29 protein-coding genes and 1 tRNA gene are annotated in these 24926 nt (G+C 52.4%); 13 read left to right on the top strand and 17 right to left on the bottom strand.

The window, feature by feature from the left end; genetic code table 11:
• The first annotated feature begins 187 nt into the window (after positions 1-187).
• Positions 188-484 (top strand): acyl carrier protein, encoded by a 297-nt coding sequence (locus tag G6Q15_RS00150; RefSeq protein ID WP_240330673.1) that lies wholly within the window; start codon positions 188-190, stop codon positions 482-484.
• Between the two features lie 22 nt (positions 485-506).
• Here G6Q15_RS00150 and trxB read toward each other — a convergent pair whose 3' ends face one another.
• The gene (trxB, locus tag G6Q15_RS00145; RefSeq protein ID WP_164114326.1) at positions 507-1472 is read right to left on the bottom strand and encodes a thioredoxin-disulfide reductase; all 966 of its coding nucleotides are present in this window, start codon (positions 1470-1472) and stop codon (positions 507-509) included.
• Positions 1473-1597: 125 nt separating this feature from the next.
• On the opposite strand from trxB, the gene G6Q15_RS00140 reads away from it, so the two are divergent.
• Both G6Q15_RS00140 and G6Q15_RS00135 read left to right on the top strand, forming a co-directional pair.
• Positions 1598-2698 (top strand): type III polyketide synthase, encoded by a 1101-nt coding sequence (locus G6Q15_RS00140; RefSeq protein ID WP_275897577.1) that lies wholly within the window; start codon positions 1598-1600, stop codon positions 2696-2698.
• Between the two features lies 1 nt (position 2699).
• Complete coding sequence (locus G6Q15_RS00135) at positions 2700-3239, top strand: isoprenylcysteine carboxylmethyltransferase family protein (protein WP_164114322.1); 540 nt, start codon at positions 2700-2702, stop codon at positions 3237-3239.
• Positions 3240-3256: 17 nt separating this feature from the next.
• Here G6Q15_RS00135 and G6Q15_RS00130 read toward each other — a convergent pair.
• Positions 3257-3333: transfer RNA gene (locus G6Q15_RS00130), tRNA-Met, on the bottom strand.
• A gap of 185 nt (positions 3334-3518) precedes the next feature.
• Here G6Q15_RS00130 and G6Q15_RS00125 point away from each other — a divergent pair.
• Positions 3519-4754, top strand: a complete 1236-nt coding sequence (locus G6Q15_RS00125) for an FAD-dependent oxidoreductase (RefSeq protein ID WP_164114319.1) — start codon at positions 3519-3521, stop codon at positions 4752-4754.
• 27 nt (positions 4755-4781) lie between these two features.
• Here G6Q15_RS00125 and G6Q15_RS00120 read toward each other — a convergent pair whose 3' ends face one another.
• The 8 genes from G6Q15_RS00120 to fabD form a co-directional block, all read right to left on the bottom strand.
• Positions 4782-5309: a 2'-5' RNA ligase family protein gene (locus G6Q15_RS00120; protein ID WP_164114317.1), complete on the bottom strand. Its 528-nt coding sequence runs from the start codon at positions 5307-5309 to the stop codon at positions 4782-4784.
• A 70-nt stretch (positions 5310-5379) separates the two neighbouring features.
• Positions 5380-5919, bottom strand: a complete 540-nt coding sequence (locus G6Q15_RS00115) for a peroxiredoxin (protein WP_164114315.1) — start codon at positions 5917-5919, stop codon at positions 5380-5382.
• Between the two features lie 117 nt (positions 5920-6036).
• Positions 6037-7011 carry an endolytic transglycosylase MltG gene (mltG, locus tag G6Q15_RS00110; protein ID WP_164114313.1) on the bottom strand — a complete coding sequence of 325 codons (975 nt, stop codon included), beginning with the start codon at positions 7009-7011 and terminating at the stop codon, positions 6037-6039.
• A gap of 6 nt (positions 7012-7017) precedes the next feature.
• On the bottom strand, positions 7018-8274 hold the full coding sequence (gene fabF, locus G6Q15_RS00105) for a beta-ketoacyl-ACP synthase II (RefSeq protein ID WP_164114310.1): 1257 nt from the start codon (positions 8272-8274) through the stop codon (positions 7018-7020).
• Between the two features lie 135 nt (positions 8275-8409).
• Complete coding sequence (locus G6Q15_RS00100; RefSeq protein WP_164114308.1) at positions 8410-8646, bottom strand: acyl carrier protein; 237 nt, start codon at positions 8644-8646, stop codon at positions 8410-8412.
• Positions 8647-8792: 146 nt separating this feature from the next.
• On the bottom strand, positions 8793-9533 hold the full coding sequence (gene fabG, locus G6Q15_RS00095; RefSeq protein WP_164114306.1) for a 3-oxoacyl-[acyl-carrier-protein] reductase: 741 nt from the start codon (positions 9531-9533) through the stop codon (positions 8793-8795).
• Positions 9534-9554: 21 nt separating this feature from the next.
• Entirely contained in the window at positions 9555-9980 is a 426-nt protein-coding gene (locus G6Q15_RS00090) for a GNAT family N-acetyltransferase (protein ID WP_164114305.1), read from the bottom strand.
• Positions 9981-9983: 3 nt separating this feature from the next.
• On the bottom strand, positions 9984-10919 hold the full coding sequence (fabD, locus tag G6Q15_RS00085) for an ACP S-malonyltransferase (protein WP_164114303.1): 936 nt from the start codon (positions 10917-10919) through the stop codon (positions 9984-9986).
• 161 nt (positions 10920-11080) lie between these two features.
• Here fabD and G6Q15_RS00080 point away from each other — a divergent pair, with 161 nt between their 5' ends.
• The 8 genes from G6Q15_RS00080 to G6Q15_RS00045 all read left to right on the top strand — a co-directional run bounded on the left by G6Q15_RS00080 (position 11081) and on the right by G6Q15_RS00045 (position 16912).
• Positions 11081-11581, top strand: coding sequence for a VOC family protein (locus G6Q15_RS00080; protein WP_205518052.1), 501 nt, complete (start codon positions 11081-11083; stop codon positions 11579-11581).
• Positions 11582-11729: 148 nt separating this feature from the next.
• Positions 11730-12104: a 30S ribosomal protein S6 gene (rpsF, locus tag G6Q15_RS00075; protein WP_164114301.1), complete on the top strand. Its 375-nt coding sequence runs from the start codon at positions 11730-11732 to the stop codon at positions 12102-12104.
• Between the two features lie 20 nt (positions 12105-12124).
• Positions 12125-12349, top strand: a complete 225-nt coding sequence (rpsR, locus tag G6Q15_RS00070; RefSeq protein WP_164114299.1) for a 30S ribosomal protein S18 — start codon at positions 12125-12127, stop codon at positions 12347-12349.
• A gap of 11 nt (positions 12350-12360) precedes the next feature.
• On the top strand, positions 12361-12996 hold the full coding sequence (gene rplI / locus G6Q15_RS00065; protein ID WP_164114297.1) for a 50S ribosomal protein L9: 636 nt from the start codon (positions 12361-12363) through the stop codon (positions 12994-12996).
• A gap of 112 nt (positions 12997-13108) precedes the next feature.
• Positions 13109-14155: a hypothetical protein gene (locus G6Q15_RS00060; protein WP_164114295.1), complete on the top strand. Its 1047-nt coding sequence runs from the start codon at positions 13109-13111 to the stop codon at positions 14153-14155.
• Positions 14152-14814: a Fe2+-dependent dioxygenase gene (locus tag G6Q15_RS00055; RefSeq protein ID WP_164114293.1), complete on the top strand. Its 663-nt coding sequence runs from the start codon at positions 14152-14154 to the stop codon at positions 14812-14814. The genes G6Q15_RS00060 and G6Q15_RS00055 overlap by 4 nt, the downstream gene beginning before the upstream one ends.
• Before the next feature lie 59 nt (positions 14815-14873).
• Positions 14874-16316 carry an AMP nucleosidase gene (locus G6Q15_RS00050; protein ID WP_164114291.1) on the top strand — a complete coding sequence of 481 codons (1443 nt, stop codon included), beginning with the start codon at positions 14874-14876 and terminating at the stop codon, positions 16314-16316.
• A gap of 122 nt (positions 16317-16438) precedes the next feature.
• Complete coding sequence (locus tag G6Q15_RS00045; RefSeq protein ID WP_164114289.1) at positions 16439-16912, top strand: hypothetical protein; 474 nt, start codon at positions 16439-16441, stop codon at positions 16910-16912.
• A gap of 78 nt (positions 16913-16990) precedes the next feature.
• Here G6Q15_RS00045 and G6Q15_RS00040 read toward each other — a convergent pair whose 3' ends face one another.
• From G6Q15_RS00040 to G6Q15_RS00020, 5 genes are all read right to left on the bottom strand, one after another.
• A complete protein-coding gene (locus G6Q15_RS00040; protein WP_164114287.1) occupies positions 16991-18844 on the bottom strand; it encodes a M2 family metallopeptidase in 1854 nt (617 codons plus the stop codon).
• A gap of 93 nt (positions 18845-18937) precedes the next feature.
• Positions 18938-19696 (bottom strand): alpha/beta hydrolase, encoded by a 759-nt coding sequence (locus tag G6Q15_RS00035; RefSeq protein WP_164114285.1) that lies wholly within the window; start codon positions 19694-19696, stop codon positions 18938-18940.
• Positions 19693-20343, bottom strand: a complete 651-nt coding sequence (locus tag G6Q15_RS00030) for a DsbA family protein (protein ID WP_164114282.1) — start codon at positions 20341-20343, stop codon at positions 19693-19695. The genes G6Q15_RS00035 and G6Q15_RS00030 overlap by 4 nt, the downstream gene beginning before the upstream one ends.
• A gap of 81 nt (positions 20344-20424) precedes the next feature.
• Positions 20425-21393, bottom strand: a complete 969-nt coding sequence (locus G6Q15_RS00025) for a 2-hydroxyacid dehydrogenase (protein WP_164114280.1) — start codon at positions 21391-21393, stop codon at positions 20425-20427.
• 49 nt (positions 21394-21442) lie between these two features.
• On the bottom strand, positions 21443-22618 hold the full coding sequence (locus tag G6Q15_RS00020) for a phytanoyl-CoA dioxygenase family protein (RefSeq protein ID WP_164114278.1): 1176 nt from the start codon (positions 22616-22618) through the stop codon (positions 21443-21445).
• Between the two features lie 91 nt (positions 22619-22709).
• On the opposite strand from G6Q15_RS00020, the gene G6Q15_RS00015 reads away from it, so the two are divergent.
• Entirely contained in the window at positions 22710-23369 is a 660-nt protein-coding gene (locus tag G6Q15_RS00015; RefSeq protein WP_164114277.1) for a TetR/AcrR family transcriptional regulator, read from the top strand.
• Between the two features lie 106 nt (positions 23370-23475).
• On the opposite strand, the gene G6Q15_RS00010 is transcribed toward G6Q15_RS00015, so the two are convergent.
• Positions 23476-24501, bottom strand: coding sequence for an aspartate-semialdehyde dehydrogenase (locus G6Q15_RS00010; protein WP_164114275.1), 1026 nt, complete (start codon positions 24499-24501; stop codon positions 23476-23478).
• Positions 24502-24594: 93 nt separating this feature from the next.
• Positions 24595-24926, bottom strand: a 332-nt coding sequence (gene rplS, locus G6Q15_RS00005) for a 50S ribosomal protein L19 (RefSeq protein WP_164114267.1), incomplete at its 5' end; no start/stop codon positions are given.

The raw sequence follows: 24926 nt of genomic DNA, 5'->3' as shown, positions 1-24926 counted from the left end.
AAGGTCCTTTGTTCGTAAAAACCATATGGTACTAGACATGACGTAATCGCTTTAGCCGCGAGTATCACCTTAAAGAGATCATCCTTCAAGAGCGATGGGAAGGATTTCGGTCTTGTGACAACGTACGGAAATGCGTAAACGCGGTTATTCGAATTTGAAGGGCTGGAAATCAGGGGGTTTGGGTCACTTGACTGAGCATAACACTATCGATGAAACCGTACGCGCAGTATTATGTGACGTACTGGGGCTCAAAGCGGAAGATGTTGCCGCATTTGATGCCGACACCGAGCTGTTCGGTGCGCTGCCCGAGCTTGATTCCATGGCAGTGGCCGGCCTCCTTACCGAAATGGAAGATAGACTTGGCATCATTATCGAAGATGACGAAGTCGATGGCGAGCTGTTTGAAAACTATGGCAACTTGCTGAAATTTGCGGAAGAGAAAACCGCAAATGCCGCCACCTGCGCATCTGACGAGGAAGAGTAATCCCCCTCCTCCAGTTGCAGTTTTACTCCGCAGCCTCCGCCGCAAAGTCTGCTTCAGCCAGGAAACGCTCTGCATCAAGCGCCGCCATGCAACCAGTCCCGGCGGCCGTCACCGCCTGACGGTAAACATGGTCCATCACATCACCGCATGCAAATACGCCCGGAATACTGGTCTTCGGCGTGCCAGGTTCCACCAGTACATATCCGCCATCGTCCATGGGCAGGTGCCCTTTGAACAACGCAGTCGCCGGCGCATGGCCGATGGCCACAAAACCGCCATCGGCAGCTTCGTGTGATTTCTCGCCTGTCTGTGTATCGACCAGGTCGACACCGACCAGGCCTTCCGGATCACCGCCCGCCACAAATTTCTCGACTGTCTTGTTCCACAGCACTGTAATTTTCGGATTGGCAAACAGCCGGTCCTGCAGGATTTTTTCTGCCCGCAGGCTGTCCCGGCGGTGGATCAGCGTCACGTCGTCGCTATGATTTGTGAGGTATAGCGCTTCTTCCACGGCAGTATTGCCGCCGCCAATCACCACAACTTTCTTGCCGCGGTAGAAAAAGCCGTCACAGGTAGCACAGGCAGATACGCCCTTGCCGCCCAGTTCCTGCTCACCTGCTACGCCCAGCCATTTCGCCTGCGCGCCCGTGGCGATCACCAGCGTGTCGCCTTCGTAAACTATGCCGCCATCGCCGGTCGCACGAAATGGCCGCTGCGACACGTCAATATCGACAATTGTGTCATACATCATGCGGGTGCCAACATGTTCGGCCTGCGCCTGCATTTCCTCCATCAGCCAAGGGCCCTGGACCACGTCACGGAAACCAGGATAGTTCTCCACATCGGTCGTAATGGTAAGCTGCCCACCCGGTTGCAGCCCTTGCACCACTATCGGTTCCATGCCGGCGCGTGCGCCATAAATGGCCGCAGAAAGCCCGGCCGGGCCGGAACCAATTATAAGCATACGGGTTTTGTGGGTCTCGCTCATGGATATTCTCTCATCTGGATGCCGCAAAAATGCGGTACGTGATTCGTATGCACGTTAGATAAGGATGGTTGGCATGACTGCGCAAGTGCGGGACGGGCAAGCAAATCTTGGCCAGGGCGCAGTCAATGTTTCATATTGCAGGGTTTCATATTGCAGGCTTGTGTTTATCACTAAAAGCTGCGCAGAATGTGGCCATGGCCGCAATCCTGAACGCAATAGCCACTGCGGTTCCCGAATTCAGCATCACGCAATCCGATGTATGGGCACGCATGGCATCACTGGTGCCGGGTGGAATTCCCGCACGGTTATCCACAGTTTATGAAAATGCAGGCATCGAAAAACGCCACATCGTGCAGGCAGCCGACGCCTATATGGATGGGCAGGACTGGACCACGCGCAACCAGATATACTTGCAGGAAAGCGAGAAACTGCTCGCCAAAGTTACCGCTGATGCGCTTGACAAGGCAGATATGGAAGCTGGCGACATTGGCACCATTATCTGCGTCTCTACCACCGGCATCGCGACACCGTCGGTGCCCTCACAGATGATCGCATCCAGCGGATTTCGCGAAGACGTGATGATTGTCCCGCTATTCGGCTATGGCTGTGCAGGCGGCGTTATGGGCCTTCAGGTCGCGCGCGATATGGTTCTTGCCGATCCGTCACGCAAAATCCTGCTGCTTACTGTCGAACTGTGTTCACTTGCCTTTCGCATTGGCGACCTGACCAAGAAAGGCATTGTTTCCACCGCACTGTTTGCCGATGGCGCCAGCGGCTGTGTGCTCTCTGGCAGCGGCAATGGCCTTGCGCTCGGCGCATTTACGCAGGTCACATGGCCGGGTACGCGCGACATGATGGGCTGGGACATTGACGAGCAGGGGCTGGGCCTGGTGCTGGCCCGCGATATACCCAGCTTTGTGCGTAAGGAATTCTCACCGGTTATCGATGCATTTTTATCGGACAATGGTATTATCAAAAACACTCTCAGCGAACCTGCCTGCCATCCGGGCGGACGCAAGGTGATCGAGGCTCTGGAAACCTATTTCAACCATTTGCCCGGTGGCCTGCCCGCAACGCGTGAGGTACTGGCGAAATATGGCAATATGTCCGCACCCACCGTGCATTTCGTGATGCAGGAACTTTTGCAACAAGAAGCCAGTGGCCCGCTTCTGCTGACCGCTCTTGGTCCGGGCTTCACCGGCGCACTTGGCCTGTTGGAGCGTTGACATGATGCAAAATGGCGCATGGTGGGTATGGGATGGCAGCGGCTGGCCGATTGCATATGCCATATTGATATTCCTCACCCTGCAACGCGCACTGGAACTAGTCTACGCCAATCGCAACACAAAGGCATTACTGGCGCGCGGGGCACGTGAGCACGGCCGCAGCCATTATCCAGCCATGGTTGCAATCCACGCCGCTTTCCTGGTTAGCCTGTTCGCCTTTACGCGCCCCTATGACTCCATAATCTGGCCGTTGGCGATCCTTTTCCTGCTGTTACAGGCGGCACGGATATGGGTACTGGCAACGCTTGGCCCTTATTGGACTACCCGAATTATCTCCGCCCCTGACTTCCCGCGCGTGCTCGCCGGACCATTCCAGTATGTGACACATCCCAATTATCTGGTGGTGACGCTGGAGATACTGACCATCCCGCTGATTTTTGGGCATATCTGGATCGCGGTCATCTTCACCGCGCTCAATGCAGCAATATTATATGTGCGGATCGCTGCCGAAGACCGGGTGCTAAAAGAGCGGCAAAACTGATATTTCCTAGGAGAGTTTGGTAGCGGAGGAGGGACTCGAACCCCCGACACATGGATTATGATTCCACTGCTCTAACCACCTGAGCTACTCCGCCATACACACGAAATGTGGCTGTGCCATGTCAAATGGCTCTCGCATCGTGCCTGCAAGGCGCGGGCTATAATTTGCCTCTGCATCATGGTCAACAAAAACCGGCATCAAAATGCAAAATAGCATGAGGCGGCTTGTAATGCGCGGCGCAAAGCGCCAGATTGCAGCCAGTTTATAAAGGGGACACAGATGCAGGATCACTATGATGTGGTGATTGTAGGCACCGGACACGCTGGCGCACAGGCGGCGATTTCACTGCGCCAAAAAGGCTATGAAGGGTCGGTTGCGCTCTTGGGTGACGAACGCGTACCACCCTATGAGCGCCCTCCTTTGTCCAAGGAATATCTTGCAGGCGAGAAGCCATTTGAGCGGATATTGCTTCGTCCCGAAAATTTCTGGGGTGAGCGAGATATCGAACTACTCACCGGCAAACGGGTCGTGGCCGTGGATGCAATGGATAAAAGCGTTACACTCTCAAGCGATGAAGCCATCGGCTATGACAAGCTCATTTGGGCCGCCGGTGGCAGCCCGCGCATGATTGATTGCCCCGGCTCCAATGCCCGCAACCTTTTTGCCGTGCGACGGCGCAGCGATGTCGACCGTATTACAGAACGACTTGATAAAGTTGAAAACATCACTGTCATTGGCGGCGGTTACATCGGATTGGAAGCAGCCGCTATATTCACAAAACTGGGTAAAAGCGTGACTGTTGTGGAATCACGCAGGCGCGTGCTGGCGCGTGTAGCCGGGCGCGGACTCTCCGCATTTTATGAAGCGGAGCATCGTCGTCAGGGTGTAAAGATCATAACTGAAGCTATGGTAAATGAAATTGTGACGGATGATGCCGGTGAAGCCAAGGCAGTGGCGCTCGACAATGGCGACACTATCCAGACTGACATGATTATCTGCGGTATCGGTATCATCGCCGAAACGGGACCACTTATTGCTGCGGGTGCTATCGGTGGTGACGGGGTGGATGTCGATGGCCGTTGCCGGACAAGCCTGCCAGATATCTACGCGATTGGCGATTGTGCGGCCCATGCAAACAAATATGCCGACGGCGCACATATCCGCCTTGAATCCGTGCAAAATGCGAATGATCAAGCCAAGACTGCCGCAGCCGATATTATGAACGAAGGCATTGTCTATGATGAGATTCCCTGGTTCTGGTCCAACCAATATGACCTGAAATTGCAAACTGTGGGATTATCACTCGGTTATGATACGGAAATCATCCGCGGCGATCCCGAAACACGTGAATTTTCGGTGGCATATTTGCGCGGTGGAAAACTGGTGGCGCTGGATTGTGTCAACAGAGTGAAAGATTATGTGCAGGGCCGCAAAGCGATATTGGAAGGGGATGAGCTTGATCAGCAGGAACTGGCTGACCCGTCCATCCCGATTAAGGAAGTCAGTATAGCCTGAACTTTCCCTGAGTTATTATATACCTAGTTAACCTGCATCTTGTGTGCCGCGAAAGGAATAGCGGCCAATTTCTTCCCAGGGACCGCCGCGGTAATAATAAAGCCCTATTCCCTTGATGGCAAAGGGACGCGGCTCGAATTCAGCGACAAGCTGTTCATGCAGCGCTTTGCTTTCAGCCGGTGTAACCTTGTTCTGCACCGTAATATGCAAGCGCGGCCTTGCCTGATCCTGCGGGGTGAGCATGCCGGCAAAGTTTTCCGCCAGTTCATCGCGGATATTCATAAGCCCTTCGCAATCAAGACGATAGGCAACTCCCTTGCCCTGAAGCATGACGTCATGCAGCCATGCTTCAGGCTGTGCAAATACAGCCACCATATCTTTCACGCGCTGACGGATTTCAGGCAGCATCTGCGGCGGTAAATGGTGGAACAGCGTAATATGTGCATCCAGAAAATTGCGCTCGGGCGGGAAATGTTGCTGCCTGAGACGGTTCGCCCATGCAAAATCCGCATCGCCCATAAGCGCGGTCATGATGATGGGAGCATTTTTGTCCATAAACCCGCCCATAACAAAAGGCGCCGGGACTTGCATCCCCGCGCCTTCTTTATTTATCCTGTCAGCCGGTTCAGGCGGCTTTGCGAACTTTAAGCGTATCCAGGATGTTTTCCGGTGATGTTTCACCATAGGGATCATTATCCTGTCCATCATCATTGATGCCCGGCTCTTCAAACCATTCGCTGATAACGCCGTCATCAACAATCATCGCATAACGCCAACTGCGGTTACCAAAGCCAAGATGGTCTTTTTTGATAAGCATGCCCATGCGGCGAGTGAAATCAGCTGATCCATCCGGAAGCAGCTTCACTTTTTCAACGCCCAGCTGCTTGCCCCACTGGTACATGACAAAGGCATCATTCACTGAAACGCAGTAAATTTCATCAATACCGGCCGCCTTGAATTCGTCGTAAAGCCGTTCAAATGCAGGACATTGTTCGTTTGAGCATGTGGGCGTGAAAGCGCCAGGCAGCGAGAATATGGCCACCCTCTTTCCAGCAAGTAATTCTCCGGTGTTTACGTCTTGCCAGCGAAAAGGGTTGGGGCCATCTACGCTTTCATCGCGCACACGGGTTTTCAGGGTTACGTTAGGGACATCGCGTCCAATCATTTATTCCTCCATAATTGATAAGCTCGAAAATCGAACGCCAGATGGAGACTAAAGTTTCATAATAGAAACAAATTAATTTGATTGGACTGATTGGATGACTCAATCACAAAAAGAAAGTCACATTTCGCCACGTTCACGGCGCAGGGCACGCCATTTTTCAGCGTTGCGATTATGTTCTTCCAGTGTCTCGGAAAAGACGTGACCACCACTGCCATCCGCAACATAATAGAGCGCTTTTGTCTCCGCCGGGCTCAATACAGCAGCAATGCTTTCACGCCCGGGATTGGTGATTGGGCCAGCTGGGAGACCAGCTATAGCACGTGTGTTATAAGGATTGGGGTCGCGTAATTCCGATACACGGATACGCCGGCCAAGCGGCTTGCCCTTCGTAATCGGGTAAATCGTTGTCGCATCCGCGCCAAGCCGCATGCCGATCCGCACCCGGTTCGAAAGCACCCCCGCGACCATGCGCCGTTCCTTTGGCAAAGCCGTCTCCTTCTCGACAATAGAGGCCAGATTAATGGCTTCTCCGGGCGATTTGACGACCGTGTCCGGGGAACGTTTTTCCCAAAGTTCCGCCAATACATTCTTCATATCCGACTGCATCCGGTCAAGCACGGCCTGACGCGTCTCACCGCGTTCAAAACTGTAGGTTTCGGGCAGGATTGAGCCTTCAGCAGGTACTTCAACGCTGCCCGCCAGCAAAGGCTCTGCCATCAACGCTTCATAGACAAGTATGCTGGGCATGCCTTCAGGCACCGTGACCATGCGTTGCACAACTTCGTTGCTCTGCAGCAGTGCCAGTATATCCGCATTGCTTGCACCAGCGGGCAGCATGAACTCGCCCGTCTTTATGGAATCACCGCTGCCCAGTATCTTTGCGCGGGTCAGAAAACTGCTTGCGGAATCAATCGCATTTGCTTTTTCCAGCTGCTCAGCGACTGCGGAAAGGCTGCTGCCTTCTTCAATAATGAAAGCAGTCTCGGTCTCCAAAGGCCCGCTGGCATTCCAGCCATAGACAAAATTGGCAGTGACAACGCCAATCAGCAGAAACGCAGCAAGAAAACCGAAACAGCCTATCTTACGCAGCATGGCGGATTATACCGCCTTCATCACAAGGCTGGCATTGGTGCCACCAAAGCCGAAACTATTGTTGAGTACCGCGCGCACTTCGCGCTTTTTCGCTGTGTGCGGGACCAGATCAACACCGTCCGTACCTTCATCCGGATTATCCAGATTGAGCGTGGGCGGCACCACCTGATCGCGCAGGGCCAGCAGGCAGAAAATTGCTTCAACAGCGCCCGCGCCGCCCAGCAAGTGACCGATTGCGGACTTGGTGGAGCTCATCGATGCGCCGCCCAAATCATTGCCCAAGACGCGTTTGACGGCGGCCAGTTCAAGCGTGTCCGCCATAGTCGATGTTCCGTGCGCATTCACATAATCAATCGCATCCGGTGTGATACCCGCTTTTTTAAGCGCCATCTGCATCGCGAGTTCCGCGCCCAACCCTTCGGGATGCGGCGCGGTGACATGATAGGCATCACCCGACAGGCCATATCCAACCACTTCACCATATATCTTGGCACCGCGTGCTTTGGCCCGCTCATATTCCTCCAAGACCATTACGCCAGCGCCCTCACCCATCACAAAGCCTTCACGATCCCTGTCATAGGGGCGGCTCGCTTCAGTGGGGCGGTCATTATAGCTGGTATTCAACGCCCGAGCTTGTGCGAAACCGGCGATACCTATCGGGCAAATAGTGGCTTCCGCCCCGCCCGCAAGCATAACGTCGGCATCATCATCGCGGATCATGCGCGCAGCATCACCTATCGAATGCGCGCCTGTCGAACAGGCGGTGACGACTGAATGATTCGGTCCCATAAACCCATGCTGGATCTGCACCTGCCCAGTGATAAGATTGATCAAGCGGCCATGCACAAAATGGGGGCTGACCCGCCCTGGCCCTCGTTCATTGAGAACCAGCGATTCCTTTTCAATGCCCGGAAGACCGCCTATACCCGAACCAATCGAGCAACCGGTGCGGCGTTTATCCGCTTCGCTCATGTCGGTAAGACCAGCATCTTCCAGTGCTTGCCCAGCGGCATCAATGCCATAGACAATGAAAGGATCAACCTGCCGCTGGATCTTGTGATCCACACGTTTTGACGGGTCAAAACCATATTCATGGTCCGCCGGTTTTACCTCACATGCAATGTGGCATTTCTGGTCAGAAGCATCGAACTTTGTAATCGGACCTGCGCCCGATTTACCGGCCAGGATATTTTTCCAGCTCGTTTCAACATCTCCGCCCAGCGGCGTGACCAAACCCAAACCCGTGACAACTACTCTGCGCATTTCGCAAACCCTTAAAAAAATCCAAAGAAAAAGGCTCCCCGATCGGGCTTATAGCGACCGAATGGGGAGCCTGTATCCGATATATGTGCCCGGCAAATGATGCGGGGCCGGACGTTCAAGCCATCCGGCGATCACTTAACCTTTGTTATTTTCGATATAATCAATCGCGTCTTTGACTGTGCTGATTTTCTCGGCAGCATCGTCAGGAATTTCAACGCTGAATTCTTCTTCGAATGCCATGACAAGCTCGACAATGTCGAGGCTGTCCGCACCAAGATCGTCGATAAAGCTGGCTTCTTCCGTAACTTTGTCGGCTTCTACGCCCAGATGCTCAATAACGATTTTCTTTACGCGGTCGGCTGTCTCACTCATTTAGAGATCCCTTTAGTCTTGTTGTTGATTTCACCTATTGCCCTAAAGCGATGTGCGCCCCGTGGCAAGTGTTCGTTCATATTATAGTCATGCTATATAGGTCGTCATACACCCTGAACAAGTGCAAAACTGCCATTTATACGGCTTTATAGCATTGCCATGCCGCCATTGACGTGCACGGTTTGCCCCGTGACATAGTCAGCTTCCCTGCTGGCCAGATAGACCGCAGCTGCGGCAATATCATCACCTGCACCCAGTTTTCCTGCCGGGATACGGCCCGTCAGCGCCTCTTTCTGTGCATCCGGCAAGGCATCTGTCATTGCTGACTGGATAAAACCGGGCGCGATGCAGTTTACCGTGATGCCACGCGAAGCAAGCTCCTGCGCCAGCGCTTTTGACATGCCAACCAAACCCGCCTTCGATGCCGCATAATTGGCCTGCCCGGGATTACCCGTTGCACCCACCACCGATGTAATGGAGATGATACGCCCAAACCGCGCCTTCATCATGGGCCGGGCAGCAGCACGCGCAAGCCGGAAAGCCGCTTCCAGATTGACTTGCAGCACATCAGTCCATTCATCATCCTTCATCCGCATGGCCAGGTTGTCGCGCGTAATTCCCGCATTATTGACCAATATGTCAAGCTGCCCCATTTTCTCGATCGCGGCCGGCACGAGACCATCCACAGCGTCGCGATCTGACAGGTTGCAGGCAATAATTTCATGACCCTTGCCCGGCATTTTCGCCTTGGCTTCTGACAGGCTGAGCTTACGCGTGCCCGTAAGGCAGACCTTCGCACCCTGCTCTGCTAAACCCTTTGCAATGGCTGAACCTATTCCGCCACTTGCACCTGTTACCAATGCAGTCATTCCTGTCAGATCAAACATTGAAAGCTCCTTAAAAAATTATCAATAATTCAAATAGTATAGAACTATTTCTTCAGACTGCGCACCATGAGATTCGTATAGCGCTTTTGCCGGTATATTATCCTTTTCCGTACCCAACCAGCATTCCTCACAGCCATATTCATCGGCCAGTTCCAACATCCTGGCAATAAGCATTTTACCAATACCCTGTTTACGAAGCGTCGGCGTCACATCTACTTCATCGATATAGAGTTCATCCGGCTTGTCGGGGCGATGATGTACTATTGCCGTGCATTTCCCGACAGTCAGGCCGTTTTGCACGGCCACAATCATCATATGCCCCTTATCGGCAAGAAATCGGGACAGATATTCGTCCTTTACCGGTGCATCAAAGACATCTTCACCGGCATTGTCCAGAATTACGGCATTGTCCGCCGTCACTCTTTCAATTTTAATTGCCGTCGTCATGAATCAAAGTGAACCGGTCCAGCCTGTGATATCATCCATTGTCACAATGCTAGTAGTCGTCACACCCTCTGTTGAACGTCCCACCATCGGGCTCAGCACTTTGCCGCCAAATTCAACCGTTTCTACAACACCTGCGGCGGCCATATTAGTGGCAGTTTCACGCCAGCGCACACGGCCTGTCACCTGCTCGACCAGAAGCGCACGAATCTCGTCAGAATCTGATACGGACGCGGCGCGCACATTGGCAAATACCGGAACAGATGGCGCTGCAATTTCGACTTCATCCAATGCTTCTGCCATGGCGTCTGCAGCAGGCTGCATGAGCGGACAATGAAATGGTGCAGATACAGGCAGCGGGATACCGCGCTTGATGCCGTGGTCCTTGACCATGGCAATCGCGCGCTCGATTGCGCCTTTATGACCGGAAATAACGACCTGCCCTGGGTCATTGTCATTCGCCACAGTGCAGATTTCACCCTCAGCCGCTGCCTTGGCCAATGCCTCAGCCTTTTCGATATCCGCGCCCAGCAATGCCGCCATCGAGCCTTCGCCAACAGGAACCGCTGCCTGCATCGCCATGCCGCGCAATTTCAGCAATTTTGCGGTTGTCGGTAAATCCAGCGCGCCCACCGCGCACAACGCGGTATATTCACCCAGGCTATGCCCCGCCACAAACGACGTTCTATCCGCCAGCGCAAAGCCGCCTTCTGCCTCTGCCACGCGCAATGTCGCAATGGCATTGGCCATAATTGCTGGTTGCGCATTTTCCGTGAGCGTCAATTCCTCTTCCGGGCCATCGCACATCAACGCAAACAGACTTTGCCCTAATGCTTCGTCAACTTCTGCAAAAACGGCACGCGCTATATCGCTTTGGTCAGCCAGCTCCTGCCCCATACCGACTTTTTGACTGCCCTGCCCCGGAAAAATAAATGCACGCATGTGTGATATCCTTATACTCGTGAGACTATCTAGTATATGCATATGCGCGTTAAAAGCGAAAGTCCGGCTGTGCAAGTCCCATGCGCGGGGGATGAACATGAAAGACAAAACGCACAGCAGACCTCAAGACATGGAAACATAGAATTTGGAGATTGCCTGAGATGAAAATACTTACCGGTGCACTTGCCCTGTCGCTTTGCATGCTTCCAGCCCATGTTCTGGCACAGGAAACAGAAGCAGAGACAGAAGCAGAGACCTTAGACCTGAATCATATTGGTCTTGCTGTAACCAAACTGGATGAAACAGCTGACTTTTTCATTGATGCCCTGGGCTGGAAACCTGCTGGCGGCCAACCGGAATATCCCGCCAGATTTGTGACAAATGGGAAAATGTTCGTAACTTTATGGCAGGTGGAAGACCCCGCTACAGCAATCCAGTTCGACCGCCGTAAGAATGTAGGGCTGCATCATATGGCGATTACCGTCCGGGACCTGGACACACTGCACGCCTTGCATGAGAAGTTTAAAGCGCTGGAGAATGTCAAAATAGAATTCGCCCCGGAATTTCTGGGCGATGGCCCAACCACACATATGATCATACGCGAACCATCCGGTCTAAGGCTGGAATTCATCGTTCCGGCAAGCCGTATCCAGGTGAAGTAATAAGCATAGAGAATACTTGCTTTTCACTAAAAAACCGGTATGTGAACCCACTTCCGGCCTTTTTTAATGTCGGGAAAAAAGAAAGCCGGAGGGGTGTCGTCATGAGGACGCCATCAGCGATCGGCAGAAAACAAGGAAATACAATCCCATGCCAATGTATGAGCATGTCTTCCTCGCGCGTCAGGACCTGTCACAGTCACAGGTTGATTCGCTGGCACAGGAAGCCACCAAAATCATCGAAGACAATGAAGGCAAAGTCGTAAAGACCGAAACCTGGGGTCTTCGCACCCTCGCTTACAAGATCCAGAAAAACCGTAAAGCACACTTTGTGATGCTGAACATTGACGGCCCGACATCTGTTGTTGCCGAACTGGAACGCCAGACCGCCATTAACGAGGATGTCATCCGTTACATGACAATCCGTGTTGAAGAGCATGAGTCCGGTCCATCTGTCATGATGCGCAAAAACGAACGTGATCGCGGCGACCGCCGTTCACGTCGTGACCGCGACGACAATAATTAAGCGCGAAGGAGTTATTAAATATGGCACGTCCATTTTTCCGCCGCCGCAAAACTTGCCCATTCTCTGGCAAAAATGCGCCCGTAATCGATTATAAAGATGTCAAACTGCTGCAGGGCTTTATGTCCGAACGTGGCAAGATCGTCCCCTCACGCATCACCGCCGTTTCTGCGAAGAAACAGCGTGAGCTGAGCAAAGCCATCAAGCGCGCACGCCATATCGGCCTGCTGCCTTACATCGTCAAATAGGAGCAAAGAACATGGATATTATTTTGCTCGAACGCGTCGAGAAACTCGGCTCTATCGGTGATGTTGTCACAGTGAAGGACGGCTATGCCCGTAACTTCCTGCTGCCCAACAAGAAAGCCTTGCGCGCCAATGCAGCCAACAAAAAGGTGTTTGAAGCCAACCGTGCGAAGATCGAGGAAGAAAATGCCTCGAAGCGTGCAGAAGCCGAAAACCACAGCTCAAATGTGGATGGCAAGAAAGTCGTCCTCATCCGTGCATCTTCAAACAGTGGTCAGCTTTATGGTTCTGTTTCGGTTCGCGATATTGTCGAGGCACTGAACGAAGCAGGCGCTGACGTTAACAAGTCGATGATCATCCTGGAGCGTCCAATCAAGACACTGGGTATTTTCGACGTACGCGTCGTGCTGCACCCTGAAGTATCAGTGACTGTTCAGGTTAACGTTGCACGTTCACCTGAAGAAGCTGACCTTCAGAATGAAGGCGTTGATGTCATGGCTGAAATGTTTGACAGCGCACCTGAAGCTGGTTTTATCGAAGAATTCGACCCCAATGCAGAACCTGGCGAAATCGCCGCTGTTGATGCAGATGGTGACGAAACACCCGCCGCTGAACAGGCCGAAGCCGGTACTGCGGGCGAAGAAGAGTAAGCATTGCTTTAAAAAGATCAGAAGGGGCCGTGGGAGAAATTCTACGGCCCTTTTTTTATCTGATGCATACTGACACTTGTAATATTCCTGCGGCTGCGTGATGAAAGGTTTCATGAAACCTCAATTCTTAAGCCGGTTTGCAGCCTCGCCTGATCTATTGCCCTTTGTGCTTGATAGCATAACGGACAATGTCATGGTCGTGCAGCTTTCAAAGGAGCTTTATCGAAGCTCAAGTTTTCTGGATCAACGCATCATTAATCCGCAAATACCTCGCGGAAATGCACAATGGGACGATCTTGCGGAAACAATGTCACAGGCACATCAGAAGCCTGATTTCATATTTCATATCGGCCATGTCGGTTCGACCCTGATATCCAGACTATTGGGGGAACTTGAATGTACTCATGCGTTGCGTGAACCATTATTGTTGCGCGGCCTCGCAGAGATTGGTGAAACAAACGGGAAGGCTCATTGCCAATGGTCTCCGCAAAAATATACACGCCGCGTAGAAGAGGCCATTACATGGCTGTCACGCACATATGCGCCATCACAAACGGCACTTATCAAGGCATCGAGTTTCGTAAGCGCAATTGCAGCTGATATCTTGCCACATTCTGGCCAAGTCATAGCACTATATGTACCTCCAGAGCGCTATATTGCTACAATCATGGCAGGTGATGCGTCACGTCAGGAATTAGCTCGGCTTTGTGCGCAAAGACTGGTCAGGCTGCATAACAATTTTGATGCTGACGCTTTCAGACTATGGGATATGGATGAAGCCATGCGCGCTGCCATGAGCTGGGTTTCTGAAATGACCAGCCTCATTCTAGCTCTGGGTGACAAGGACGACGACAGGGTAAAATGGGTGAATTTTGACACATTTTTGAACGCGCCGGAAACCGAGCTCTCGGCAATAGCTGCCTTTTTCGGATATAAGCATGATAGTGCGGAAATTGCGGGTCTGGTCAATGGCCCTATAATGCGGCAATACTCCAAGGCGCCTGAACATGAATATAGTGCAGACTTGCGCACACAATTGTTACAGCAGGCAAAGACGCAACATGCAGACAGTATCCGGGCTGCTATGGACTGGCTCAGGGCAACGGGTTCGAACTATCAACTGGCTGGTAAAGCTCTGGAAATTGGAGGCACGGCATGATCAAGCAAATCCCACATTTATTAAGCGCCGACCAGGTTCGTGAAATCAAATCTTTCTGTGAAAAAGCCGATTTCGTCGATGGACGCATAAGCAACCCACATTCCAAGGTTAAAAATAACCTGCACCTTGGGGATATGGATATCTATGAAAAGACATCACAGCTAATGATGGATGCTCTTGCAGCCAGCGAGGATTTCCAGAATTTTGCGCTACCGCACAATATTGCACCGCCACTAATCACCAGATACGAAATCGGGATGCATTACGGCCTGCATCCCGATTCGGCAGTCATCCCCCTGCCGCAAGGGCCTTTGCGTTCTGACCTGAGCTGTACAATATTTCTTAATGATCCAAATAGTTACGAAGGAGGGGCCCTTCGTATCACTCTAGGTGACAGTGCCATGCGGTTCAAAGGAGCTGCAGGATCAGCCATTGTCTATCCTTCCAATACACTTCATGAGGTCGAAGCGGTTGTATCCGGCCAGCGCCTCGTTGCAATTTCATTTATTCAAAGTCGAATCGCGGATAATGCCCGACGCCATTTGCTGTATGAACTAAGCGAAGTCGCGGCTCTGGAAGGGCTTGGCATGAGTGATGAAAACCACAACCGCCTGCAATCGGTAAAATATAACCTGTCACGCATGTGGATGGATGTTTAAACAGCCTTACCACCTAATCTGTAATGACAATGACGCAAGAAAGCGCTAACTAGCCGTTCATGACAAATATAAGTAGAATAATAGACGACCTTCAATCCCATTATGACACAGCGGTCCAGAATTTACAGGACGCAATTCAGGATTATATCAGGAACGGCACTCTCCCGCCCAAGCGGATGCGCAGCGATGGCAGCTTTGCCTATCCCGAACTGCGTATCAAATATGCGGGCGATGAACATAGCGGCAAATCCGGCCTTTCCTTTGGGCGCCTAAACGATATTGGCGTTTATGCCACCACCGTCACCCGCCCACGGATGTTTGCGCCGTATCTGGTTGAGCAGATCAGGATCCTGGACGAACAATATACCATCGAAGTAGAAGTAGGCCCGAGTGATCAGGAAATCCCTTTTCCTTACGTACTTGAAGGAATAGCAGATTTTGACCTGGGCGATGTAACGCCGGTGGAACTTGCCCGCTTTTTCCCGACAACGGAACTGGCCGATATTGGGGATGAGTTGGCCGATGGCAGCCGTGATTGTATAGGTGACGAAGATACACATCCATTGTCGCTTTTTGACGGGCTGCGCACTGATTTCTCGTTGGCGCGGCTGCGTCACTATACTGGCACGCCGGCAGAACATGTGCAGCGTTTTGTCCTGTTCACCAACTATCACCGCTATGTTGACGAATTTGTGAGCTGGGCCTGCAGCCAGATCGGCAATGGTCAATATACCGCGCTTTCTGGGGCTGGTGGACTGTACACCGAACAATCAGGCAGTGACCCCAGTAAGCTGGTGGCTGACAGTGCATGGCGGCGACATCAAATGCCCGCCTATCACCTGATCGCGCCCGATGGCGACGGCATTACGCTCGTCAATATTGGTGTGGGACCTTCCAATGCAAAAACCATTACCGACCATCTCGCCGTGCTTAGACCTGAGGCATGGATGATGATTGGTCACTGCGGCGGCTTGCGTCCGACGCAGCGTATTGGCGACTATGTGCTTGCGCACGCCTATTTACGTGACGACCATATTATGGACGAAGTACTGCCACCCGAAATACCCATTCCAGCCATTGCCGAAGTGCAGCAGGCGCTTGCAGGCGCGGCGGAGCATGTCTCAGGCACCAGCGGCGCTGACCTGAAACGCCGTATGCGCACAGGCACTGTCGTGACAACTGATGACCGCAACTGGGAACTACGTTACACAGACAGCGCGCTGCGTTTCTCACAATCGCGCGCGGTTGGTATTGATATGGAATCAGCTACAATTGCTGCACAGGGCTATCGTTTCCGTGTTCCCTACGGAACACTTCTCTGCGTTTCCGATAAGCCGCTTCATGGTGAATTAAAACTGCCTGGGCAGGCGAACAGCTTTTATGATGAGGCCATCGCCGGGCACATGCAGATCGGCATCAAAACATGTGAATTGCTGCGCGAAGAAGGACCGCGCCTGCACAGCCGAAAACTGCGTGCGTTTAACGAACCTCCATTCAGATAGCAGCTACCACTTCACCTTATATACAGGTTTGTAAAGGAGTGTAACTGCATCCGTTTTTATGGAACAATATCGCTGCCATTCGTTGATAGTTGTGAAGCTATTCTAACGAAATGAGGGAAAACATGACCAAGCAAACAAAATTTGACACCGTAGCTGCCAAGGAAAAAGCACTGGAAACCGCGAAACAGGCGTCTGAAACCGTTGCGGAAAACGCGAAAGTCGCCGGCGACCTGATTTCAGAAAAGGCACAGGAAGCCGCCGAGGTCATTTCCAAAAATGCAAGTGTTGCGGCAGAAGCCATTGCAGAAAACGCGCGCATTGCAGCGGAAAAGATTTCCGAAAACGCAGGCCCAGCCAAAGATGCGATTGTGGAAAAGGCGCAGATTGCTTCTGAAAAGGTGCAGGAAGGCGCAAAATATACCGCTGAAAAAGTCAGCGAAGGCAGCCAAGTCGCCGCTGATTATGCCAAGACAAACCCCGGCAAAACGGCAGGTATATTAGGCGTAACGGCGCTTGTCACGGCATTGGGTGCATTACTGCTGCGCCGCAAGAAAACCACTGATGACGTTGTCGGCACAGAAAATATCGACGCTTAAGCAAGCCAACGGCTTACCCAAAAGAAAACGCCCGCATCACTGCGGGCGTTTTTCGTTTCAGCTTTGCAAACCAGTAATTTACCAGCCGCAGCTTTTGCCTTTATTCTGCTCTTTCAGCCAGCCTTGCAACGGCGCAAAATATTCGGTCAGCGCCTTACCGCTCATCTGCCGTGTGCCAGTAAAGGCTTCCAGCGCATCAGGCCATGGCTTGCTGGCACCCATTTCAAGCATCGCATTAAGCCGCTTACCGACTTCTTCATCGCCATAGAAAGAACAGCGGTGCAGCGGGCCTTCCCAACCAGCGGCATCACAGGCTGCCTTGTAGAACTGGAATTGCAATATCCGCGCGAGGAAGTAGCGGGTGTACGGCGTGTTGCCGGGGATATGATATTTTGCACCCGGGTCGAATGCGTCCGCAGGACGATCCACTGGCGGCGTAATACCCTGATACTGCCGCCGTAAGTCCGTCCAGGCCTGATTATACGTGTCTGGTGTGATAGAGCCGTCAAACACACCCCAGCGCCAGCGATCGACCAATAGACCAAACGGGAGGAATGCGACCTTGTCCATCGCCTGACGAAGCAGCAGGCCGATGTCTTTATCCGCACTTGGCACTTTGGATTCGTCAAGCAAGCCTATCTGCACAAGATAGTTGGGTGTCATGGAGAGCGCCACCGCATCACCAATTGCTTCGTGGAAACCATCATTTGCACCGTTCAGGTGCAGATAACTCTTTTTATTATAGGCGCGCTGATAATAGTTATGGCCAAGCTCATGGTGAATAGTCGTGAAATCATCACCGTTCACTTTGATACACATTTTGATGCGGATATCATCGACATTGTCGATATCCCAGGCCGAAGCATGGCAAACAACATCACGGTCGCGCGGCTTCACAAACTGGGACCGCTCGTAAAACGTTTCCGGCAGCGGTTCAAAACCCAATGAAGAGAAGAAACCTTCGCCCGCCTTCACCATTTTGATGGGATCATAGTCCTTTTCGGCCAGCAATTCAGTGACATCGAAACCGATATCACCTGCACCTTCCGGCGCTACGACCTCATAGATATTGCCCCATTCCTGCGCCCACATATTGCCGAGCAGGTCGGCACGGATCGGGCCCGTTTCAGGTTGAACCTCATCACCATATTTCTCATTCAGCTTGTCACGCGTGTAGCAATGCAGTTCATCATATAGTGGTTTGACTTCCTGCCACAATGTTTCGGTCAGCGCAGCAAAGTCATCGGCGGGCATGTCATAGCCTGAGCGCCACATCGCGCCCACATCCTTGAAGCCCAGCTCTTTTGCGCCTTCATTAGCTATACCAACCATGCGGGCATAATCATCTTTCATCGGCGCACCAACCTGATTATTCCAGCTTTCCCACATTTCCTTAAGCTGGTCAGGATTGCGGTTCGTACCCATTGCGGCTTCGATATCGGAGCCGTTAATGGGCTTGCCATCAAGTGTTCCCATGCCTTTGCCATACGCACTGTTCAGCTTGGTCGCGATTTCATTAAGTTCGGTCGCCGCACCTTCTGTCGTAGGGGCAGGCAAAACAATGCCGCCGCGCAGCATATTCAATTTCCGTGTTGTTTCTGCTGACAAGCCATCGACACCCGCATATTTTGCGGCTTCAAGCGCAAGGTTAACGGACATTTCCGTTCCCTCTGCACCTGCAGCAGCAGCAAGCGCGTCTGTATCCTGTGTAATGTAAGTGGAGTTGATCCAGTAAACTTTGGAAGCCTCGACTGAATAATCGAACAGTTTCTTTTCCGCCTTGGCCACAAATGCTTCAGCATCTTCAGCCGTAGGCGCGGCCTCTTCCATTTCCTTGCCATCATTTTCATGATGCTTGGCCATGGCAGGTGCAGCTATCGCAACACTCGCCAGTGCCAGTATGGATGCGGCTGTTTTTCCAAATTTTTTCATAAAGCAATCCTCTCAAATCCTGTATTTTCGTTGGCGCAGAGATTGGAACCTTGCTGCCCAAACGTCAATATCTATCCGACAAACTGCATCCCGTCATGCCTGCAAAAATTTGATCATTTCCTGTGCCATTGTTGGCTCAGTCACACTCGACATATGCGTTCCGGGAATTTCGGCATAAGTGGCATCGGTAAGCTGCCTGGCTAGTTCAGGCGCAGAGCCGTTATCATGGTCATCCGCGCCGCACAGCACCAGTGTCGGCACATCAACCGCGGCAATGGCCTCTACGTCCAGATTACCAAAGCTATGCAATAATAGCCGCGCTGCAACAGGATCAATCTTCATGCTCTTCATGAACTGCACTGCCATCCAGTGCGCATCGCCGCGTCTCACCTCTTCGCGCCTATCGATTGCATCGACAAAAAAGTCGCGGCGGCGGCCCCAGCCCTGCAAACCTTCCCAACCCATGCCGATCAGCATCGCACAGCGCGGCCGTGTTCCGGTTGAAAGGAGTTTTGCAGTGGTGCGCGCGCCCAACGAAAACCCGCCAAGGTCAAAGTCATCGAGCGCCAGATGGTCGATCAGCGTTTCGATATCACTGACCAGCACATCGGTAGGATAGGCGGTGGGATCATGAGGGTTTTCACTTTCTCCGTGTGCGCGCAGATCCGGCATGATGACGCGGAAACCGGCATCCGCCAATTTTTCCGCATGGCCGAATTTGATCCAGTTCATCTGTGCGCTGGAGAACAAGCCGTGGAGAAGCAATAGCGGGCGCGCACCACTGTCCCCTGTCCCATGGATGGCGAGCTTTGTGCCATCAAAAGAGGTGACGCTTTGTGTTTCCACGTTCACGCGCGTTTCTCCAGACCGTTTTGCTGCATCCGCCACAGCGCGATTTCGATCCGGTCCTGCCCGAAAAACGGCTCATCATTATAAACCAACGTCGGCACACCCCAATGGCCGCCCGCTTCCAACCTTGCCTGATTTTCCGCTATTTCTGCGTCCAGCGCTTCGGCATCATCCGCCGCTTCTTTGTCGAGCGCGACAATGTCTAGCCCTGCGCGCTTCGCAGCCTCTGCCAAATGGTCACCCTCATGCCAACCAGCCACACCGCCCCAGATCAGCTGTGATACTTCATGTGCGAAGGCGAGACTACGCCCTGCCCGCTTTGCCGCCTGCCCCAACCGTGTGAGGCGGAAGATATAAGGCTGCTCTTCCGCAATCTCCCGCGTCATCATGTTTTGCACAATCGGGTCAGGGTTGGGCACGGCAAACGGAATGCCATAAAACTGCGCCACCCGCACCATATCGCGCATGGTATAACCCAGCCAGTTCGGATGGTTTTTTTCAAAAAAGTCAGGCTGACGGATCGCAAGTGGATAGACCGGGCTCAGCGTGATATCGAGGTCGTATTTTTCGGTCAGTTCCACATAGCGCCGCGTAGCAAGGTAACTGTATGGGGAACGGAAGGACCAGAAGAGTTCGGCTGTGTGTGTCATCCAACTTTATTGGACCGGTATCACCGCAAAACGCAAGCCGAATGTCTATGCTTGGCGCAGAAGGGGACATTGGTTAGCCCCTTATCTGGATGCTTCTTCCAACACATCATAATCAAGAACACTGGAAAGCAGCGGTTTCTCGTCCAGGAAATTCTCGATATTGTTTTGCGCCAACTGTGCTTGTGCAAACAGAGTTTCATAGGTCGTCCCGCCCTGATGTGGAGACAGAATGATGTTGGGCACATCTACCCATTTGGCACTATTTGTTGGTTCAGGGTCAAACACATCAAGTCCGGCACCGCCTATTCGCTTCGAGTTTAGCGCAAAAATCAGCGCCCGTTCATCAACAACGGTTCCTCTCGACACATTCACGATCACACCGTCACTGCCGAGTTGATCCAGCATTTCCCTATTTATCAGATGATGTGTGGATTGATCGGGACGGCAACATACAATTAGGCCCCGGCTTTGTTTCACTAGTTCACTTAGCGAAGAAACGTATGGAATTGAAATTTCAGATTTTCTCCTCGGACCCCACCATTTGATGTCCATGCCGAACGGCTCAAGGCGTTTGAAAACCTCCTTGCCAATCGAGCCCAAACCGACAATCCCAATGGGCATGCCGCGCATTGAATGCCGAATAGGACCGTTCTTGGTCACCCATTGATCCGACATGATATAGTAATGGTTTTGAGGAATTCTCAACAGTAGCGAGGTTAACATGGTGACGGCAACATCGGCAACATCGCCCGAGTTAAGGCCGGGAGCATTGGTGACGGCAATTTCCCGCGCCTTGCATTCTTCCAGATCGACATTGTTGAATCCGGCAGAAATCGATGCGATCATTTTCAGATTTGGAAAACAATCTAGCATCGCCTTGTCGAGCTTTTCGACGCTCGCCGAGAGTAGAATTTCGACGTCTCCGCCCATCTCCGCAATTGTTTTTTCCACATCGCCGTTTGTATCAACAAACTCCCAGTGATCGGGCTTGTTTGGAAACAGGCCTTGCATCCCCGGATGCATCGCCAGAACTTTGGTTGGATTTGTCACGGAGATGTTCCTTCAAATACGTGCAAGATGGACCGAAAAATGCTGCTGTTCAGATGCTCAGGTCGAGCAGGTTATAGTCTTTAAGACTGGCCTTCGCCTCGGGATTCCAGGCATAATTTTCGCCGGTTGCCTCAAAGGGCTTATAGCTATAGGGTTTTTCATTCGGATATTTCTGTTGCCGCGCATCAATCGCATAACCAATCACTTTCGAACGCTCCTTGATGACATCTTTGTCGTACGTGGCAACAGGGCTGTGAATACCTGCGCCTTCGACGTCGAGGACCGATGAGCGTTTGTGGAAACCGAAATTGATCGTCAGGCGCGGTTCGAAGCCGGTATTGGCAAAGGAGCCGTGAACCAGCTGACGGTTGCACATAATGACATCGCCCGGCGCGCAGACAATCGGCACTGCATCTTTCAGCCGCTCGCTGCCCGAATCCTCGACCATCTGAGTGATGTCCATTTTGCCCAACTTATGTGTGCCGGGAACAACCCAGACGCCATTTACAGGAGAACTTCCATAGGCCTGCGCCATAAAGTTAAAGCCATGGATATTCTCGTCAAAGTCGGGATTGTCCCAATGAGTGTCACCATCCTGATGCCAGGAAACAGCAGCACCAAGGCCCGGATCCTTGATAAAAAGCACCTCGTTAAAAGGTGCAAAATCCTCACCATTGACGGCAGCAGCTACCCTTAAAAGGTCGGGGTGACCATAGGTACGCATGGCAGCGTCGGAAAATTGGAGAGACCCCAAAAGAATGAACGGCGCTGCTTCCGGCGCGCCTTCGGCCGCATCCAGTTCCTTCAATTTCACCTGATGACGGCCATTGGCAATCTGTGTTCCGCCAAGCGGATCGCTGAGAGGCTTGCTCCAGGTAAGACCAGGGGCCTTGCAGCCCACGCCAATGGCCTGACGCCCCTGCGAATCCACGTCTGAACCTGGATGGGTCGGGAAGCGGCTGCGCAAATCAACCAAATCTGCTTCAATGTCGGCAAGTTCCTGTTCGCCGATTACCCTTTCAAAGACATAAAAGCCATTTTTGAAATAGGCGTCGAGAATATCCTGATGCAGCGAGCCATCTTCATTGAAACGGATGAGCCCGCGATTGCCAAGCGATAACGCCCTGTCCAGACCGCCATACATATAGTCTTTTACCTCATCAGCCTCATCACCATAGTGCGCAGCACAAACTTCAATTGATCGCGTGAAGTCAAACTTGGCCATGAATCTTCTCCTACAAACTTTTAACGTTGTTTAACTTTTTAACGACGTTAAAATCTTGAGTCAACCCCGTTATCAATCTATAGAGTATCGTATGCGACAGATGACATTGCCCCAAAGCGGCTCGGCCCGTGAAATAAACAAGGAAAAACGCAAGCAGCGCATCCTGTCGCATGCGCGCGCTGTTATCGCGGGTCACGGTTTTGAAGCGCTGAAGCTGCGCGACTTGGCTACACGTGCAAACCTGACCGTTCCTACCATCTACAATCTTATAGGCGGGAAGGAAGAAATCCTCTCCGTGATTATAGAGGAGTTGGTAGAAAAACTGCTGGAAGTGCAAAACCGCAATAGTCTGGATGATGTGGAAGCGGCATTTGAGCAGCAGATCCAGGATCTGGCGGAGCTATTTGCCAAGGATGAGGATTATTACCGGGCCGCCTTTATTGCCGGTGACAGGAGCGGGCTTTTTGAACAGAGTTCCGGGTCCGGAATATTTGCGCGGTCGGTTCAGTTACCCATCGATGCGTGCAGTGCCGCGCAGTCCGCCGGCCTGCTTTTAGGCAACATATCTGCCGAACAATTGGGACGGCAGATTTATGGAAGCTACCGGCTCGCTCGTCAGGATTGGGTCCATGGATATTTCGACCTCGAAGGATTTCGTGTGCAGGCCCTGACAGGCATTTTTCTCTGCCTCGCGGCAGATGCAAATCCGGAATTCCATGATCGATTGATCAACCGGCTGTCCTCGCTATAGGCACAATGAGTTAGATCAAAAGCCGTGACATTATAGGCTATCAATACTCGCTATGACTTCACATTTCTAATATTCGCTGTCAAAATAAAGCCGACATCGCCCCACCCTACCCCTTCTGCAGATGCTTGCGTCCCAACAGCTCCGCAATCTGCACCGCATTGAGCGCCGCGCCTTTGCGCAGGTTGTCGCTGACGCACCAGATATTGAGGCCGTTTTCCACGGTCGGATCCTCGCGCACGCGGCTGATATAGGTCGCGCTGTCGCCGACACATTCAACCGGGGTCACATAGCCGCCGTCTTCGCGCTTATCGACCAGCATGATCCCAGGGGCCTCACGCAGGATCTTGCTCGCGTCTTTTGCGGACAGTTCTTCCTCGAACTCGATATTGATCGATTCCGAGTGTCCCACAAATACCGGCACACGCACGCATGTCGCGGTGAGTTTGATCTGCGCACCCATGATCTTCTTGGTTTCGACCACCATTTTCCATTCTTCCTTGGTCGAACCATCGTCCAGGAAAACGTCAATATGCGGTATCACATTGAACGCAATTTGCTTGGTAAACTGTTTCGGCGTTGCCTGGTCGCCCACAAAAATGTCGCGGGACTGTTCAAACAGCTCATCCATGCCGCCTTTACCCGAACCGGAAACAGACTGGTAAGTCGATACCACCACACGCTTGATTTTCGCCGCATCATGCAACGGTTTAAGCGCCACGACCATCTGCGCGGTCGAACAGTTCGGGTTAGCGATGATATTGCGTTTTTTATAGCCATCAATCGCTTCAGGGTTCACCTCTGGCACGATCAGCGGCACATCGGGATCCATGCGGTAAAGCGAGCTGTTGTCGATTACCACACAGCCAGCAGCAGCGGCTTTGGGCGCATATTCTTTCGTTGGGCCTGAACCTGCCGCGAACAGGGCTATATCCCAGCCGGAAAAGTCAAAATGCTCGATGTTCTTGACCTTGAGCATCTTACCCGTTTCGCCGAATTCAACGTCCATACCGGTCGAACGCGACGATGCTACAGCGGCGATCTCGTCCGCTGGAAATTCGCGTTCAGCCAGAATGTTCAGCATTTCGCGTCCGACATTGCCGGTCGCGCCCACAACTGCGACTTTATAACCCATGTACTACTCCAGCTTATTTGCAGATTTCAGGTAAAAAAAAGGCGAACCGTGCGGCCCGCCTTTCTTGTTCATGTACGAACAGATGTACGGGACTTAAGCCTCTGCGGCTTCCGTTTCTGTAATCTTCTTCTGTGTGGTTTTTTCTGCCACGGTGCGGGTATCACGGCGTTCGGCGATACGGGCACGCTTACCGGTGCGACCACGCAGATAGTAAAGTTTCGCACGGCGGACAACACCGCGGCGAACAACTGTAATCGTGTCCACATTTGGTGAATAAAGCGGAAATACACGTTCTACGCCTTCGCCGAACGAAATTTTACGAACGGTAAAGTTGGAACCCATGCCGCGATTGGTACGTGCGATGCACACGCCTTCAAAATTCTGAATACGGGTCCGGTTACCCTCGACCACGCGGACGCCAACAC

Origin of the sequence: Sphingorhabdus sp. Alg239-R122 (genome assembly GCF_900537065.1) — a bacterium.
Lineage (GTDB): Bacteria > Pseudomonadota > Alphaproteobacteria > Sphingomonadales > Sphingomonadaceae > Alg239-R122.
This window is presented reverse-complemented; position numbering and strand designations above follow the sequence as displayed.

Coding starts and splice junctions, on each gene's coding strand:
- trxB (WP_164114326.1), bottom strand. CDS start 1,472: ATGAGCGAGACCCACAAAACCCGTATGCTTATAATTGGTTCCGGCCCG.
- G6Q15_RS00140 (WP_275897577.1), top strand. CDS start 1,598: ATGTTTCATATTGCAGGGTTTCATATTGCAGGCTTGTGTTTATCACTA.
- G6Q15_RS00135 (WP_164114322.1), top strand. CDS start 2,700: ATGATGCAAAATGGCGCATGGTGGGTATGGGATGGCAGCGGCTGGCCG.
- G6Q15_RS00125 (WP_164114319.1), top strand. CDS start 3,519: ATGCAGGATCACTATGATGTGGTGATTGTAGGCACCGGACACGCTGGC.
- G6Q15_RS00120 (WP_164114317.1), bottom strand. CDS start 5,309: ATGGACAAAAATGCTCCCATCATCATGACCGCGCTTATGGGCGATGCG.
- G6Q15_RS00115 (WP_164114315.1), bottom strand. CDS start 5,919: ATGATTGGACGCGATGTCCCTAACGTAACCCTGAAAACCCGTGTGCGC.
- mltG (WP_164114313.1), bottom strand. CDS start 7,011: ATGCTGCGTAAGATAGGCTGTTTCGGTTTTCTTGCTGCGTTTCTGCTG.
- fabF (WP_164114310.1), bottom strand. CDS start 8,274: ATGCGCAGAGTAGTTGTCACGGGTTTGGGTTTGGTCACGCCGCTGGGC.
- G6Q15_RS00100 (WP_164114308.1), bottom strand. CDS start 8,646: ATGAGTGAGACAGCCGACCGCGTAAAGAAAATCGTTATTGAGCATCTG.
- fabG (WP_164114306.1), bottom strand. CDS start 9,533: ATGTTTGATCTGACAGGAATGACTGCATTGGTAACAGGTGCAAGTGGC.
- G6Q15_RS00090 (WP_164114305.1), bottom strand. CDS start 9,980: ATGACGACGGCAATTAAAATTGAAAGAGTGACGGCGGACAATGCCGTA.
- fabD (WP_164114303.1), bottom strand. CDS start 10,919: ATGCGTGCATTTATTTTTCCGGGGCAGGGCAGTCAAAAAGTCGGTATG.
- G6Q15_RS00080 (WP_205518052.1), top strand. CDS start 11,081: ATGAAAATACTTACCGGTGCACTTGCCCTGTCGCTTTGCATGCTTCCA.
- rpsF (WP_164114301.1), top strand. CDS start 11,730: ATGCCAATGTATGAGCATGTCTTCCTCGCGCGTCAGGACCTGTCACAG.
- rpsR (WP_164114299.1), top strand. CDS start 12,125: ATGGCACGTCCATTTTTCCGCCGCCGCAAAACTTGCCCATTCTCTGGC.
- rplI (WP_164114297.1), top strand. CDS start 12,361: ATGGATATTATTTTGCTCGAACGCGTCGAGAAACTCGGCTCTATCGGT.
- G6Q15_RS00060 (WP_164114295.1), top strand. CDS start 13,109: ATGAAACCTCAATTCTTAAGCCGGTTTGCAGCCTCGCCTGATCTATTG.
- G6Q15_RS00055 (WP_164114293.1), top strand. CDS start 14,152: ATGATCAAGCAAATCCCACATTTATTAAGCGCCGACCAGGTTCGTGAA.
- G6Q15_RS00050 (WP_164114291.1), top strand. CDS start 14,874: ATGACAAATATAAGTAGAATAATAGACGACCTTCAATCCCATTATGAC.
- G6Q15_RS00045 (WP_164114289.1), top strand. CDS start 16,439: ATGACCAAGCAAACAAAATTTGACACCGTAGCTGCCAAGGAAAAAGCA.
- G6Q15_RS00040 (WP_164114287.1), bottom strand. CDS start 18,844: ATGAAAAAATTTGGAAAAACAGCCGCATCCATACTGGCACTGGCGAGT.
- G6Q15_RS00030 (WP_164114282.1), bottom strand. CDS start 20,343: ATGACACACACAGCCGAACTCTTCTGGTCCTTCCGTTCCCCATACAGT.
- G6Q15_RS00020 (WP_164114278.1), bottom strand. CDS start 22,618: ATGGCCAAGTTTGACTTCACGCGATCAATTGAAGTTTGTGCTGCGCAC.
- G6Q15_RS00015 (WP_164114277.1), top strand. CDS start 22,710: ATGCGACAGATGACATTGCCCCAAAGCGGCTCGGCCCGTGAAATAAAC.
- G6Q15_RS00010 (WP_164114275.1), bottom strand. CDS start 24,501: ATGGGTTATAAAGTCGCAGTTGTGGGCGCGACCGGCAATGTCGGACGC.